Annotated in this window: 15 protein-coding genes; 6 read left to right on the plus strand and 9 right to left on the minus strand. The window is 61.6% G+C overall.

The window, feature by feature from the left end:
* Positions 1 to 90: 90 nt before the first annotated feature.
* Together groL and AB7951_RS08280 are read right to left on the minus strand one after the other, a co-directional pair.
* Positions 91 to 1,734, minus strand: coding sequence for a chaperonin GroEL (gene groL / locus AB7951_RS08275; RefSeq protein WP_093756421.1), 1,644 nt, complete (start codon positions 1,732 to 1,734; stop codon positions 91 to 93).
* A 42-nt stretch (positions 1,735 to 1,776) separates the two neighbouring features.
* Entirely contained in the window at positions 1,777 to 2,094 is a 318-nt protein-coding gene (locus AB7951_RS08280) for a co-chaperone GroES (RefSeq protein ID WP_089264960.1), read from the minus strand.
* Positions 2,095 to 2,513: 419 nt separating this feature from the next.
* On the opposite strand from AB7951_RS08280, the gene AB7951_RS08285 reads away from it, so the two are divergent.
* The 3 genes from AB7951_RS08285 to AB7951_RS08295 all read left to right on the plus strand — a co-directional run bounded on the left by AB7951_RS08285 (position 2,514) and on the right by AB7951_RS08295 (position 4,605).
* Positions 2,514 to 2,798 (plus strand): usg protein, encoded by a 285-nt coding sequence (locus AB7951_RS08285; protein WP_068736319.1) that lies wholly within the window; start codon positions 2,514 to 2,516, stop codon positions 2,796 to 2,798.
* 107 nt (positions 2,799 to 2,905) lie between these two features.
* The gene (locus AB7951_RS08290; protein ID WP_120292660.1) at positions 2,906 to 3,442 is read left to right on the plus strand and encodes a cupin domain-containing protein; all 537 of its coding nucleotides are present in this window, start codon (positions 2,906 to 2,908) and stop codon (positions 3,440 to 3,442) included.
* 101 nt (positions 3,443 to 3,543) lie between these two features.
* Positions 3,544 to 4,605 (plus strand): dipeptidase, encoded by a 1,062-nt coding sequence (locus AB7951_RS08295; RefSeq protein WP_120292658.1) that lies wholly within the window; start codon positions 3,544 to 3,546, stop codon positions 4,603 to 4,605.
* Positions 4,606 to 4,624: 19 nt separating this feature from the next.
* On the opposite strand, the gene AB7951_RS08300 is transcribed toward AB7951_RS08295, so the two are convergent.
* From AB7951_RS08300 to AB7951_RS08330, 7 genes are all read right to left on the minus strand, one after another.
* A complete protein-coding gene (locus AB7951_RS08300) occupies positions 4,625 to 5,875 on the minus strand; it encodes a NupC/NupG family nucleoside CNT transporter (protein WP_120292656.1) in 1,251 nt (416 codons plus the stop codon).
* A gap of 78 nt (positions 5,876 to 5,953) precedes the next feature.
* Positions 5,954 to 6,712, minus strand: coding sequence for an SDR family oxidoreductase (locus AB7951_RS08305; protein ID WP_092146865.1), 759 nt, complete (start codon positions 6,710 to 6,712; stop codon positions 5,954 to 5,956).
* 22 nt (positions 6,713 to 6,734) lie between these two features.
* Entirely contained in the window at positions 6,735 to 7,268 is a 534-nt protein-coding gene (locus AB7951_RS08310) for a GNAT family N-acetyltransferase (RefSeq protein ID WP_439061764.1), read from the minus strand.
* Positions 7,265 to 8,011, minus strand: coding sequence for a proteasome-type protease (locus AB7951_RS08315; protein WP_093756417.1), 747 nt, complete (start codon positions 8,009 to 8,011; stop codon positions 7,265 to 7,267). The genes AB7951_RS08310 and AB7951_RS08315 overlap by 4 nt, the downstream gene beginning before the upstream one ends.
* 79 nt (positions 8,012 to 8,090) lie before the next feature.
* The gene (locus tag AB7951_RS08320) at positions 8,091 to 8,933 is read right to left on the minus strand and encodes a transglutaminase family protein (protein WP_120292654.1); all 843 of its coding nucleotides are present in this window, start codon (positions 8,931 to 8,933) and stop codon (positions 8,091 to 8,093) included.
* A 40-nt stretch (positions 8,934 to 8,973) separates the two neighbouring features.
* Positions 8,974 to 9,918 (minus strand): alpha-E domain-containing protein, encoded by a 945-nt coding sequence (locus AB7951_RS08325; RefSeq protein ID WP_068736110.1) that lies wholly within the window; start codon positions 9,916 to 9,918, stop codon positions 8,974 to 8,976.
* A 62-nt stretch (positions 9,919 to 9,980) separates the two neighbouring features.
* The gene (locus AB7951_RS08330; protein ID WP_093756415.1) at positions 9,981 to 11,399 is read right to left on the minus strand and encodes a circularly permuted type 2 ATP-grasp protein; all 1,419 of its coding nucleotides are present in this window, start codon (positions 11,397 to 11,399) and stop codon (positions 9,981 to 9,983) included.
* Positions 11,400 to 11,620: 221 nt separating this feature from the next.
* Between AB7951_RS08330 and AB7951_RS08335 the strand changes: the two genes are divergently transcribed.
* The 3 genes from AB7951_RS08335 (at position 11,621) to AB7951_RS08345 (ending at position 13,693) form a co-directional block, all read left to right on the plus strand.
* A complete protein-coding gene (locus tag AB7951_RS08335) occupies positions 11,621 to 12,355 on the plus strand; it encodes a molybdopterin-binding protein (protein WP_120292652.1) in 735 nt (244 codons plus the stop codon).
* 73 nt (positions 12,356 to 12,428) lie between these two features.
* Complete coding sequence (gene gpt, locus AB7951_RS08340) at positions 12,429 to 12,953, plus strand: xanthine phosphoribosyltransferase (RefSeq protein ID WP_068736116.1); 525 nt, start codon at positions 12,429 to 12,431, stop codon at positions 12,951 to 12,953.
* 116 nt (positions 12,954 to 13,069) lie between these two features.
* Complete coding sequence (locus AB7951_RS08345) at positions 13,070 to 13,693, plus strand: hypothetical protein (protein WP_120292650.1); 624 nt, start codon at positions 13,070 to 13,072, stop codon at positions 13,691 to 13,693.
* The last annotated feature ends 108 nt before the right edge of the window (positions 13,694 to 13,801 follow it).

Consider the following 13,801-nt stretch of genomic DNA (forward strand, 5'->3'; position numbering starts at 1 on the left):
AAATTCAAAAGACTTGAGTATCAGCCAAACAAAAACCCCGGCATTGCTGCCGGGGTTCTGCATTTGATAGTTCGCTTGAACAGCGTGGACTTAGAAGTCCATGCCGCCCATGCCGCCGCCCGGAGGCATGCCGCCTGCGCCTGCGCCGCCCTTCTTGGGCAGCTCGGCAACCATGGCTTCCGTGGTGATCAGCAGGCCGGCAACCGAAGCTGCGTTCTGGATCGCTGCACGGACAACCTTGGTCGGATCGATGATGCCCTTCTTGAGCATGTCGCCGTAGGTGCCGGTCTGCGAGTCGAAGCCGTAGCTGTAGGTCGCGGTCTCGAGGACCTTGCCGACGATGACCGAACCGTCTTCGCCTGCGTTGATGGCGATCTGGCGAGCCGGAGCCGACAGGGCCTTGCGGACGATCTCGACGCCGGTCTTCTGGTCGTCGTTTGCGGTCTTGATCTTCTTCAGCTGTTCCGAAGCGCGGAGCAGAGCGACGCCGCCGCCGGGGACGATGCCTTCTTCAACCGCAGCGCGGGTCGCATGCATCGCGTCATCAACGCGGTCCTTGCGCTCCTTCACTTCGACTTCGGTCGCGCCGCCAACGCGGATGACGGCAACGCCGCCAGCCAGCTTGGCGAGACGCTCCTGCAGCTTCTCACGGTCATAGTCCGAAGTGGTTTCTTCGATCTGCGCCTTGATCTGCGCCACGCGTGCTTCGATGTCGGCCTTCTTGCCGGCGCCGTTGACGATGGTGGAGTTTTCCTTGTCGATCATCACCTTCTTGGCGCGGCCGAGCATGGCGAGCGTGACGTTCTCGAGCTTGATGCCGAGATCTTCCGAGATCGCCTGGCCGCCGGTCAGGATCGCGATGTCCTGCAGCATGGCCTTGCGGCGATCGCCGAAGCCCGGTGCCTTGACGGCAGCAACCTTGAGGCCGCCACGCAGACGGTTGACGACGAGGGTAGCGAGAGCTTCGCCTTCGACGTCTTCCGCGACGATGACGAGCGGCTTGCCGGTCTGCACGACGGCTTCGAGCAGCGGCAGCATCTCGTTCAGCGAGGAGAGCTTCTTCTCGTTGATCAGGATGTAGGCGTCGTCGAATTCAACGCGCATCTTGTCGGCGTTGGTGACGAAGTAGGGCGAGATGTAGCCGCGGTCGAACTGCATGCCTTCGACGACGTCGAGTTCGGTTTCGAGCGACTTGGCTTCTTCAACCGTGATGACGCCCTCGTTGCCGACCTTCTTCATCGCATCTGCGAGGAACTTGCCGATTTCCGCGTCGCCGTTGGCCGAAATCGTGCCAACCTGGGCGATTTCGTCGTTCGAGGTGACCTTCTTGGAGTTCTTGACGAGGTCAGCAACCACGGCTTCCACAGCCAGGTCGATGCCGCGCTTCAGATCCATCGGGTTCATGCCGGCGGCAACCGACTTGGCGCCTTCACGGACGATGGCCTGGGCAAGCACGGTGGCGGTGGTGGTGCCGTCGCCGGCCGCGTCGGCCGACTTCGAGGCCACTTCGCGCACCATCTGGGCGCCCATGTTCTCGAACTTGTCGTCGAGCTCGATTTCCTTGGCGACGGTGACGCCGTCCTTGGTGATGCGGGGCGCGCCGAACGACTTGTCGATGACGACGTTGCGGCCCTTCGGACCGAGCGTCACCTTCACGGCGTTGGCGAGAATGTCGACGCCGCGCAGCATCTTGTCGCGGGCATCAACGCCGAATTTCACTTCTTTAGCTGACATGTTTTGCTTCCTTGAAAATCAGGATGGGTGGGGAAAAGGCGCTTAAGCGGCCTTCTTCTTGGCGGGAGCGGCACCTTCGAGGACGCCCATGATGTCGCTTTCCTTCATGATCAGCAGGTCCTGACCATCGATCTTGACCTCGGTGCCCGACCACTTGCCGAACAGCACGCGCTCGCCGACCTTCAGATCGATCGGGATCAGCTTGCCGGCTTCGTCGCGGCCGCCCGGGCCGACGGAGACGATCTCGCCCTGGGAGGGCTTCTCTTTGGCGCTATCCGGAATGATGATGCCGCCAGCGGACTTCTCTTCGGCGTCGATACGCTTGACCACAACGCGATCGTGAAGCGGACGGAATTTCATGCAGTCCTCCTAAGTTTCTGTAGATGCTTGAGAAATTTAAATTGGCAGTCTGAGCCAACAAGTGCCAGCGCAGCTGGTCCGGACATAGGCCGAACGTTCCTCACCGGCAAGGGTCTGTATCAAATATTTTGGCACTCAAATATGACGGGTGCCAGAATTGGTTAAGACCCTCCGATACCGGCTCTCGAATCCGTTAGCATCCACGGTAAGTGGCTGCTAACACTCGGCTTTCAATACATTATTAAACTTTTAAGCTTGTGATGAAGACGTTGCTTGCGTCACATTTCATGCATCGTGTTGTCATGGGCGAAGTGGAAGCCGGTTCGCTGCAGTCAGCACGGTCACAGGAGAGCAGAGCGAAGTTCGACGCCAAACCGGAATCCACTTAGCCGAATGCGCTCTGTCCATGGAGGTTGAACATGGTCTCGAGAAATGCAGCTTCTGACGATTTCAGGAAGCAGGTGCTTGGCTACGGACTGACGACGGCGCAGATCCTCTACCGCATGCCCGATCACCCCTCGCTGCTGCAGACCTATGTCTGGCAGAACTATGATTTGTTTCCGAAGTTTCCCGCGCTGAAGGATTTCCTGGATTTCTGGCAAGAGAAGCTCGATGGCCCGCTCTTTGCGGTAACCGTCGCGCATTCGAAACTGATCAAGCCGGCCGAGCTTCGTGCCGTGGATGGCGTCTTCCGGTTGCACTAGTCCGCGCCTCTCAACGCGCCGGATGAATTGCCGCTGTGCTGAACTACAGCTAGGTTCCCGGACGCGCTGGCCGTTTGTTCGGCATTGCGCCGGGTGGGAAACACGACATGGCGAAGCTGAAGCGAACGTCAAAGAGCGCAGCGAAAGCGGCTGCGACGAAGAAGCCTGCGACACAGGCGGTAGCGAAAGCAGCAAAGAAGCTCTCTGTTGGCAAGCCAGCCAAGGCGAGTGCAAAAGCTGTCGCGAAACCCGGCCCGCGCCGCAAGCAGCGCGTCGCGATCAGTCATTATCAGGAAGAAGCATTTCTCGGCGACGGCCTGCGTGCCTACGCGAAGTATCGCGATCTCGGCGTTGCCGCTGCGACCGGCGGTTTGGCGCACGCGCATGTCATCCGGCTGATCGGACCTTGCGATCCGAAAGAGGTCTCCAAGCTTCACTATCACGATGCCGAGTTTCAGCTGGTCTATGTGCTGAACGGCTGGGTGAAGGCCTATATGGAAGGCGAGGGCGAGATGACCATGCGTCAGGGGTCATGCTGGACCCAGCCGCCGCGCATCAGGCACCTCATCCGCGATTACTCCGACAATTGCGAACTGCTGGAAGTGATCCTTCCGGCGGAATTCAAGACGGTGGAAGTCCGGTAGTTCGCGTGCGGAAATGCGACGCGTGCCTTGTTCGCGCGTCGCAGTGGCGTTGAATCAGCTATGCTGAGCCCGTCGCTGCCCTGGCCCTCAACGAGTATCTCATGACTGCATCCGTTCCGGTTTTCGACGGTCACAACGATGTGCTGCTGCGGCTGTACAAATCGCAATCGCACGATCCGGTATCCGACTTCCTGACCGGGGAAGCCGCCGGTCACATCGACCTGCCGAAGGCGAAGGCCGGCGCGTTCGTCGGCGGGCTGTTCGCGCTGTATTCGCCGGCGGCTCAGGCGTCATCGGGATTCATGGCGCAGATGACGGGCGGACGCTACGCCGTGCCGCTTCCCGAGCCGCTGACGATGGACGAGGCGCGCAATTCCGTCGTCGCCGAACTGGCCATCCTGCTGCAGCTCGAACGCGCTTCCGCAGGCGCGGTGGCGATCTGCACCACCACCGCCGAAATCCGGTCCGCCATTGAGCGCAAGGCGCTGGCCGTGGTGGTCCATCTGGAAGGCGCGGAGGCCATCGACGCCGAGCTCAGATTCCTCGACGTTCTCTATGCGGCTGGGTTGCGGTCGATCGGGCCGGTGTGGAGCCGGACCAACATCTTCGGCCATGGCGTGCCGTTTCACTTCCCGTCCGGGCCGGATCTCGGCGACGGTCTCACCGCGGCCGGCGAGCGGTTGATCGGCGCCTGCAATGACCTGAAGATTCTGGTCGACCTGTCGCACATCACCGAGAAGGGTTTTTGGGATGTGGCGCGGCTGTCGAAGGCGCCGCTGGTGGCAACCCATTCCAATGCCCATGCGCTGTGCCCGTCGCCGCGCAATCTCACCGACAAGCAGCTCGCCGCGATCCGCGACACCGGCGGCATGGTCGGCCTTAATTTCGCGACCTGCTTCCTGCGCCCCGACGGCAGCATGCGGCCCGACACCGGCATCGAGCTGATGGTGCAGCAGATCGACTATCTGCTGCAGAAGCTGGGCGAGGATCATGTCGGGCTGGGATCGGATTTCGACGGGGCGGTGGTGCCCGAGGCCATCGACTCCGCGGCGGGCCTGCAGGTGCTGTTCGTGGCCTTGCGCGCCAAGGGCTATTCCGAGACGCTGCTCGGCAAGCTCGGCGCGGGCAACTGGCTTGATCTGCTGCAGCGGACGATCGGCTGACCGGCGCTGGCGGCGTATCTCAGGTGAGCATGCCGACGATCGCGCCCATCAGGCAGGTCGTCAGCGTCCCCGAGACGATCGACTTCACGCCGAGCGCGTTGATTTCGTTACGACGTTCCGGCGCCATCGTGCCCAGGCCTCCGATCATAATTCCGAGGCTGGCAAAATTTGCAAATCCGCACAGCGCATAAAGCATGATGAGGCGCGAGCGCGCATCCAGCGCATCGGGACCGAGCTTCGCCAATTGAACATAGGCGATCAACTCGTTGAGGATCGTCTTGACGCCCATCAGCGAGCCCGCGGTCAGCGCCTGGTCCCACGGCAGGCCCATCAGCCAGCACACCGGTGCCATCACGTAACCCAGTAGGCGCTGTACTGACAGCGTGTTGCCTCCCACGGTGGGCATCATCATGAGGATCGCGTTCATGAGATACATCAGCGCCACGAAGACCAGCAGCAGGGCGATGATGTTGACGAGTAGTTCGATGCCTGCACTCGTGCCCTTGACGATCGCATCTATCGTGCTCGTGGCCGATGCGTCCGGATTGGCGAGCAATCCACCTGTGCGACGATCCTCCGTCTCAGGCACCATGATCAGGCTGACAAGGATCGCAGCTGGCGCCGAGAGCACGGAAGCAATCACGAAATGCGCCGACGCATCAGGGATCAGCGGCGCCATGAAAGTGGCGTAGAGCACCAGCACGGTACCGGCGATCCCCGCCATGCCGCCCGTCATCACCAGAAACAGTTCGCTGCGCGTGAGCTGCGCGAGGTAAGGGCGAATAAACAACGGGGCTTCGACCATGCCCAGAAAGATGTTCGCGGCCGTTGACAGCCCGACCGCGCCGCCGATGCCGAGCGTGCGTTCGAGCAGCCACGCCATGCCGCGCACGATCGGCGGCAGGATACGCCAGTAGAATAACAGGCTGGTCAGCACGCTGATGACCAGCACCACGGGGAGTGCCTGCAGCGCGAGCACGAAATCCGCGCCGGGATTCTTGAGATCGAACGGCAATGCGCCGCCGCCGAGATAGCCGAACACGAAGGAGGTGCCGGCGCGCGACGCTGCGGCGATGGTGCTGACAGCACCGTTGATGCTGCTGAAGGCGCGCGTCACGACGGGAAGCTTCAGCAGGATCACGGCAGCGACGATCGTCAATGCGAGACCGATCGCGGCCTGTCTCAGCGACACCTTGCTGCGGTTTTCACCGAGCGCCCAGGCGATCCCCAAAAGTGCGATGACGCCGAACGCCGATTGTAGCTGAAGCATCAATCCCCCGAAACCGCGGCGATGATGCCGCGGCTCCCCATGTCATGCAATCGCAATGCTGCTGAGGCGGATTACGTTTTAGCCGCGTCCAACGAACGGCATCTTCGTCGCCATGACCGTCATGGTCAGCACATTGGCATCGAGCGGCAGGCCGGCCATATAGGCGACAGCGTCGCCGACGGCCTTGGCGTCCATGCGCGGCTCCTGCTTCGACGTGCCGTCCGGCTGCAGCACGCCGGGGCCGTTGACCATGCGGTCGGTCATGGGGGTGGCGGCATTGCCGATATCGACCTGGCCGACGGCGATGTCATAGGCGCGGCCGTCGAGATTGCTGGCCTTGGTCAAGCCGGTGATGGCGTGTTTGGTCGACGTGTAGGCGGCGGAGAACGGGCGCGGCGCATGCGCTGAGATCGAGCCGTTATTGATGATGCGGCCGCCGCGGGGCGTCTGATCCTTCATGATGCGGAAGGCGTGCTGCGTGCACAGGAACGGCGCGGTGAGATTGGTGTTCACCACGGCCTGCCATTGTTCGAGGCCGAGGTCTTCGAACGGAATCGCGGGCGCGCCCATGCCGGCATTGTTGAACAGCACGTCGAGCCGGCCGAATTCCTGCATGATCCTGGCGAACAGCGCGGCGATGGAGGCGGGGTCGGCCATGTCGGCGCTCACGGGGAGGCTCTTGCCGCCATTGGCCGCGCCGAGCTTCTGGGTCTCTTGCAGCAGTTCGAGCCGGCGACCGGCGAGCACGACGGTGAAACCGGCATTCATCAACGCGAGCGACGCGGCACGGCCGACGCCGGTGCCAGCTCCGGTCACGAGTGCGATCTTGTTGGTCATCTGTTTCGTCCCTGTTTTCTTTTTACGAGAGGTCTTTTTGAGTGAGGTCCCGGACCATGAAACGTGCGTTGTCGCCGTAGCTTTGCAGTTTCTGATCCAATTCGGAATCGCGCATGATGGTGAAATCGTGCCGCTGCCAAAAATGAACTGAATTGTTGACGGCAACAAGTGTCATGTTGGGCAGTTGCATCAGCCTGGCGCGTGCCGCCATCATATCGACGGCCACAGTCGCCGCGCCAGATCTGCGGGTTTCGGGCAGCAATGCGAGATCGTGAATGTAGAAGGTCGAGGGCGCTGCGGGCATTGTCAGCAGGCTGTTCAGCGATGGCGGCTCCCTGAATTGCCAGGGATGGCTGACGAGGTAACCCTTGATCCCGTCCTGGGCCTCGAGCACGGCGCAACCGTTTGGATCGAGCGCCAGGCGGTTCGCGAACACGACCTCATCTTCGGGAAAATCGGGATGAACGGCATCGGCGATAGCGAGGACGGACGACAGGTCTGCCTCCGTCATGATGCGCCATTTCATCGGGGTTGCGGTCATCGCGGCCGCGCTCAATTGTCTTTCTTGTAGGGCGGGCGCGGAATGTTTTGATGGGCCGCGCGCAGTGCTGCCGACCAGCGCGAGCGCAGGTCATGGAAATAGGGCTCGCCGGCTTCGATACGGTGATTGAGATCGGCGTCGCAGACATCGGTACGCACCACCAGCACATCGATTGGCAGACCGACGCCGATATTGGAGCGCATGGTCGAGTCCATCGAGATCAGGCCGGTCTTGAGCGCCTCATAGAGTTCGACGTCGTAATGCATCGCGCGGTCGAGCACCGGCTTGCCATATTTGTGCTCTCCGATCTGCAGATAGGGCGTGTCCACCGTGCATTCGATGAAATTGCCGGCCGGGTAGATCATGAACAGGCGCATCTTGGCGCCCTTGATCTGGCCGCCGAACAGGAATGAGACGTCGAAATTGATATCCTCGGCCTCCAGCGCCTTGCCCTCGGTGGCGTTGACGTGCCGGATGGCGCGGCCGATGCGCTGCGCAGCCTGAAACATCGTGGGCGCGTTCAGCAGGGTCTCCAGCTCGCCGGTGGTCGGGTTCTCCAGCCCCTCGCTCAGGGTGGAGAGCACCGATTGGCTGATGGCGAGATTGCCTGCGGAGGCCACCGCCATGATGCGGTCGCCGGGCTGGTTGAAAATGTGCAGCTTGCGGAAGGTCGAGATGTTGTCGAGCCCGGCATTGGTGCGCGTGTCCGCGATCATCACCAGGCCGTCCTTGACGAGAATTCCGCAGCAATAGGTCATCGTCGGTCCCTTGGTCAGGGAAGCGTCTTACGCGGTGGGTATCGACCGGGCAACCTCGGAAAAACCAATTTGAGCTTGTTCAGGACTGGCTCTGCGATTGCGACTGGCCGCGGCCATTGGCCTGATCGACCTTGACGGCGACGGTCAGGGTTTCCGTGCCGCCGCCATAGCGGGTGCCGCGGACGGGGGCTGCGCCGAGGTAATCCAGGCCGATGGCAACGCGGGCATGGGCGTCGGTGGTGCAGATGGCATTGGCGGGGTCGAAGCCGACCCAGCCGAGATCCGGGACATAGGCCTCGGCCCAGGCATGGCCGGCCTGCTGGTTGGTCTCGCCATCGGCACGCCAGAAATGGCCGGAGACGAAGCGGGCAGGGACGCCGGCCGAGCGGGCACAGGCGATGAAGATATGGGCGTAATCCTGGCAGACGCCACGCTTGCCGATGAAGGCCTCGCTCGCCGAAGTACCGGTGCTGGTTGGATCGACGTCGAAGGTCATGTGCTCGTTGATGGCCATCATCAACGCGTGCAGGAAGCCAAGTACGTCGGTCTCCGCGCTTGGTGACAGATCCTTGGCAAAGGTCTGCATCGCCGCGCTGGCGTCGGTCAGGTCGGTCTGGCGCAGGAAGAAGCTCGGCGGAAACCGCTCATCGGTGCCCTTCAGCACGCCCCCGGTGTCCTGGGTGTCGATCAGGCCTTCGACGGTGACCGTGAGGTCCGCGATGGGCCCGTGGGTCAGCACATGGGTGACATTGCCGAATGCATCCTCATGCAGATCGAGGCGCGAATCCGTGGAAACGTCGATCTGCCACTCGGCGACATACTGGCCGTCATGGCTGCCCGGGGTCATCCGCAGAATCTGGATCACGCCCGAAGCCGGCGGCTCGTAGCGATAGGTGGTCGAATGGGCGATACGCAGGCGCATGGCAACGTGTCCGAATCTGCAGATGAGCCGGGACGCTAGCTCAAATCAGGTATTGTTTGGCAATGATGTCGCCCAGACGGCTGTTATCTGCAATGAATTCCTGGATGAATTCATGCAACCCATGCTGGAAAATATCCTGCATGTTGCTGTGTTCGAGGCGGTTTCGGACGCCGCGGGCGTGGCGCTGCGCTGCGCCCTGACGGCCATAGGACACGCCGATCTGGTCGAGATTGCGGACGAGATTGCCGTAGCAGCTCGCCAGCGAGCGCGGCAGCGTGTCGTTGAGGATCAGCAGATCCGCGATCAGCCACGGCTTCAGCGTCTCGCGATAGACCCAGTGATAGGCCGTCAGCGCCGAGACCGAGCGCAGGATCGAAGTCCACTGATAGTAATCGAGCGGGCCGCCGACATGTTCATCCTCGGGCAGCAGCAGATGATATTTCACATCCAGAATGCGCGCAGTGTTGTCGGCGCGCTCCAGATGCAGCCCGAGCCGCGAGAACCAGTAGGCGTCGTTGCGCAGCATGGTGCGGTAGGCTGAGCCGTCGAAGCGCAGCGATGTCTCCTGCACAAAGCGCAAGAAATTCGCCAGCTGCTCGCGTGTCTTGGCACCGCCGCTCCAGGCGGATTGCAGCTCCAGCCACGCACTGTTGATCGTGTCCCACATCTCGCCGGTTAGTGCGGTGCGGACCGAGCGCGAATTCAGCCGCGCGGCCTCGATGCAGTTGCGGATCGAGGAGGGATTGGCCGTCGAGAACGAGAGATATTCGACGACGTTGGTCTCGTTGGCTTCCTCATAGATCTCGTAAAAGGCTGCGCTGACGCCTGCGGTCAGCAGCGCCGAATCCCATTCGTTGGTCTGGCCGATATAGGTATTCGGCAGCGCGGTGACGCGCAGTGTCGCCTCGATCGTGCGCGCGAGATATTCGGCGCGTTCGACATAGCGGGCTAGCCAGTAAAGATTCTCGGCGGTGCGCGACAGCATGCGGGGATGTTACTCTTTGAAAATTGGGTCGTCGGTCGAAGTCCGGTTGCCTATATCGAGAGTTATTCGTCCAGTATCCATGTATCCTTGGTGCCGCCCCCCTGGCTGGAATTCACCACCAGCGAGCCTTCCTTCAGCGCGACGCGGGTCAGACCGCCTGCGACGATGGAGACGTTCTTGCTGCCGGTGAGCACGAAGGGGCGAAGATCGACATGCCGCGGCGCGAGGCCTGACTCGGTGCAGGTCGGGCAGGTCGACAGCGCCAGCGTTGGCTGTGCAATGAAGCCTTCCGGCTCGCGCTTCAGCTTGTCGCGGAACGCTTCGATGGTGGCCTTGGTGGCGGCAGGCCCGATCAGCATGCCGTAACCGCCGGAGCCGTGGACTTCCTTGACGACGAGTTCGCTTAAGTGATCGAGCACATAAGCGAGATCGCCCGCTTCGCGGCAGCGCCAGGTCGGCACATTCTTCAGGATAGGCTCTTCGCCGAGATAGAACTTCACCACTTCCGGCATGTAGCTGTAGATCGCCTTGTCATCGGCGATGCCGGTGCCGACCGCGTTGGCCAGCGTGACGTTGCCGGCCATATAGGCGGACATCAGGCCGGGCACGCCGAGCGCTGAATCCGGGCGGAAGGTGAGGGGATCGAGGAAATCGTCATCGACGCGGCGATAGATCACGTCGACGCGTTTGAGGCCTTCAGTGGTGCGCATGAAGACTTCATCGTTCTTGACGATAAGGTCGCGGCCCTCGACGAGTTCTACGCCGAGCTTGTCGGCCAGGAACGAATGTTCGTAGTAGGCCGAGTTGTAGACGCCGGGTGTCATGAGCGCGACGGTTGGCTCCGTCGAGGCCGAGCGCGGTGCGACGGAGCGCAGGCAGGATAGCAATTCGTCCGGATACTTCTCGACCGGCGCGACGCGATGCCGCGCGAACAGGTCGGGGAACAGCCGCATCATGATCTCGCGGTTCTCCAGCATATAAGAGACGCCGGAGGGCGTGCGGGCATTGTCCTCGAGAACGAAGAATTCATCCGGATTGGTGCGGACAATGTCGATCCCGGCGATGTGCACATAGACGTCGTGGGGGACGTCCTGGCCGTTCATCTCCGGACGGAACACCGGGTTCTGGAAGATCAGGTCATCGGGGATCAGGCCGGCGCGGAGAATTTCGCGGCCGTGATAGATGTCCTTCAGGAACATGTTGATGGCGCGGGTGCGCTGCTTCAGGCCCTTTTCCAGCAGGGTCCATTCCTTGCCGGAAATGATCCGCGGAATGACGTCGAAGGGGATCAGCCGTTCGGTGGATTCGGAGTCGCCGTAAACCGCGAAGGTGATGCCGATCCGGCGGAACAGCAGCTCCGCTTCCTGGCGGCGATGTTCCAAAGCGTCCGGAGGCGTCTCCTTGAGCCAGCGGGAGAGTTCTTCATAGGCCGGGCGGAGTTCGCCTTGGGGCCCGTTCATTTCGTCGAACGCGACTGCCATGTACCCTGACTGTTGTTTCGAGGCCGTACGGAGATTGCACGACTGAAAGGGATGGTAGCAAGGGGCGGGCCAGCACGATATGCATTCAACAAGAGCAATTCGTATGAGATGCGTGTAAAGCTGCCTGAAAAAACGGCTGGACGCTGCTCGTTTCGGCAGCAAAACCCCGTGACATCAGGGCTTTGCCTGCGCATGGTCCCGGGAATGGTGAGGAACGACAAATGACCGAGATTGTGACCGCGGGCATCCTGGTGATCGGCGACGAGATTCTGTCAGGTCGGACCAAGGACAAGAACATCGGATTCATTGCCGAGTACCTCACCAATATCGGCATCGATCTCAAGGAAGTCCGCGTCGTCTCCGATGATGAGCCGGATATCGTCGCGGCGCTCGATGCGCTGCGTAAACGCTACACCTACGTTTTTACCACTGGCGGCATCGGCCCCACTCACGATGACATTACAGCGGATGCGGTCGCCAAGGCGTTCGGCGTCAAGATCGATCACCATCCTGAAGTGGTCGCGCGCTTCCAGGAGCGCTTCGGCGCCGACCTGAACGAAGCCCGGCTGCGGATGGCACGCATCCCCGACGGCGCCGACCTGATCCAGAGCGCGACCATCCTGGCGCCCGGCTTCAAGATCGACAATGTGATCGTGATGGCCGGCGTGCCGACGATCATGCAGGCGATGATGGACATCGTGTCGCCGAAGCTGAAATCTGGTTTGCGGATGCTATCCGATACGGTGAAGGCCAATGCGAGGGAGGGCGACGTCGGTGGTCCGCTGCGCGATATCGCGAAGGCGCATCCGGATACGATCATCGGCAGCTATCCGTTCATGGACGAACAGGGCAAGCCGAACACCAATCTGGTGGTGCGTTCGCGCGATCAGGATAAGCTCAATGCGGCAATGGAGGCCGTCAAGGCGATGTTGGCGACAATCAACGCGCCCAAGTGAAATTAAGAGTGAACTAACGAGTGGATCAACATAAGTCCGGCCGCCTGAGGGCGACCGATGTGAGGAGACGAACATGGCCGATCATCCGGAATTGAGTGCTGAGGAGCGCGCCGGCAAGGCATTCCCGGTGTCCTGGGATCAATTCCACCGCGATTGCCGCGCGCTGACCTGGCGGCTGAACAGCGCCGGTCCATTTCACGCGATCATCGCCATCACCCGTGGCGGCCTCGTGCCGGCAGCGATCGTGGCGCGCGAGCTCGGCGTGCGCGTCATCGATACGGTGTGCATCGCGAGCTATGAGCACAACAAGCGCGGCGAGTTGCAGGTACTGAAGGGGCTCTCGGCCGATGCGCTGAAACTCGGCGGCGGCGACGGCAAGGGCCTCCTGATCATCGACGACCTCGTTGATACCGGCAAGACAGCACGCATCGTTCGCGACATGCTGCCGAAAGCGCACTTTGCGACTGTCTATGCCAAGCCGATGGGCCGGCCGCTGGTGGATACGTACATCACCGAAGTGTCGCAGGACACATGGATATTCTTTCCATGGGATCTCGGCCTGTCGTTCCAGCCGCCGATGCGCGAAGGCGCAGGCTAGGGCACCAGCTCTTCAGCCGTCATTGCGAGGAGCACTTGCGACGAAGCAATCCAGTCTTGGCTTGTTGCTTCTGGATTGCTTCGCTGCGCTCGCAATGACGTGGAGAGGACAGGGATATGCCGCTGCAAAATCGTGTCACGCCGACAGGCGACATCGTCGCGACACCGGAGCGCGGAACGTTCACCGGCAATCGTGGCATCATCCATGATCCTTCGACCAAAACGCTCCTGAACAGGCGCTGGTCCAATCCAGCCTGGATCACTTGCGTCTGCGAATTTCGCGGCCGCCGCCGCGATGTGATGGCGACACGTAGCTGGACCGAGCTGTTCTTCCTCGACGAGGCCACATCCTTCGCCGCCGGTCACCGCCCATGCTTCTACTGCCGCCGCGACGATGCCAACCGCTTTCGCGCGGCGTGGGAGGAGGGCAACGGCGTCACGCGTGTGCGGGCGATGGAGATCGATGCGGTGCTGCATCGTGAGCGGCTGGCTAACAGGAAGAAGCGATTGCATCCGGTGGATGGGCCTATCGAGGCATTGCCGGATGGGGCGATGGTGCAGGCGGGTGGTGAGAGCTATCTGATCTTGGAGGCGCGGGCGTTGCGGTGGTCGTTTGCGGGCTATCGCGCGGCGGATGTCGAGCTCGTCGACGCGCATTTGCTGACGCCACCATCGACGCTGAATGCATTTCGCGCCGGCTATCGTCCGGTGCTGCATGTGAGTGCTGCCGCGGGAAACTAGAATTCGTCATGGCCGGGCTTGTCCCGGCCATCCACGCCTTTCCTTGCTTGGTGCTAAGACGTGGATGCCCGGCACAAGGCCGGGCATGACGGCGTTTGTTGCGGGGAA

The sequence above is a fragment of the Tardiphaga sp. 285_C5_N1_2 genome (genome assembly GCF_052076065.1).
Lineage (GTDB): Bacteria > Pseudomonadota > Alphaproteobacteria > Rhizobiales > Xanthobacteraceae > Tardiphaga > Tardiphaga robiniae.

Excerpts from the sequence above, each read along its gene's own strand:
- AB7951_RS08305 (WP_092146865.1), bottom strand. The coding sequence starts at position 6,712 with ATGACCAACAAGATCGCACTCGTGACCGGAGCTGGCACCGGCGTCGGC.
- AB7951_RS08290 (WP_120292660.1), top strand. The coding sequence starts at position 2,906 with ATGGCGAAGCTGAAGCGAACGTCAAAGAGCGCAGCGAAAGCGGCTGCG.
- gpt (WP_068736116.1), top strand. The coding sequence starts at position 12,429 with ATGGCCGATCATCCGGAATTGAGTGCTGAGGAGCGCGCCGGCAAGGCA.
- AB7951_RS08315 (WP_093756417.1), bottom strand. The coding sequence starts at position 8,011 with ATGACCTATTGCTGCGGAATTCTCGTCAAGGACGGCCTGGTGATGATC.
- AB7951_RS08300 (WP_120292656.1), bottom strand. The coding sequence starts at position 5,875 with ATGCTTCAGCTACAATCGGCGTTCGGCGTCATCGCACTTTTGGGGATC.
- AB7951_RS08325 (WP_068736110.1), bottom strand. The coding sequence starts at position 9,918 with ATGCTGTCGCGCACCGCCGAGAATCTTTACTGGCTAGCCCGCTATGTC.
- AB7951_RS08320 (WP_120292654.1), bottom strand. The coding sequence starts at position 8,933 with ATGCGCCTGCGTATCGCCCATTCGACCACCTATCGCTACGAGCCGCCG.
- AB7951_RS08330 (WP_093756415.1), bottom strand. The coding sequence starts at position 11,399 with ATGGCAGTCGCGTTCGACGAAATGAACGGGCCCCAAGGCGAACTCCGC.
- AB7951_RS08335 (WP_120292652.1), top strand. The coding sequence starts at position 11,621 with ATGACCGAGATTGTGACCGCGGGCATCCTGGTGATCGGCGACGAGATT.
- groL (WP_093756421.1), bottom strand. The coding sequence starts at position 1,734 with ATGTCAGCTAAAGAAGTGAAATTCGGCGTTGATGCCCGCGACAAGATG.
- AB7951_RS08345 (WP_120292650.1), top strand. The coding sequence starts at position 13,070 with ATGCCGCTGCAAAATCGTGTCACGCCGACAGGCGACATCGTCGCGACA.
- AB7951_RS08285 (WP_068736319.1), top strand. The coding sequence starts at position 2,514 with ATGGTCTCGAGAAATGCAGCTTCTGACGATTTCAGGAAGCAGGTGCTT.
- AB7951_RS08280 (WP_089264960.1), bottom strand. The coding sequence starts at position 2,094 with ATGAAATTCCGTCCGCTTCACGATCGCGTTGTGGTCAAGCGTATCGAC.
- AB7951_RS08295 (WP_120292658.1), top strand. The coding sequence starts at position 3,544 with ATGACTGCATCCGTTCCGGTTTTCGACGGTCACAACGATGTGCTGCTG.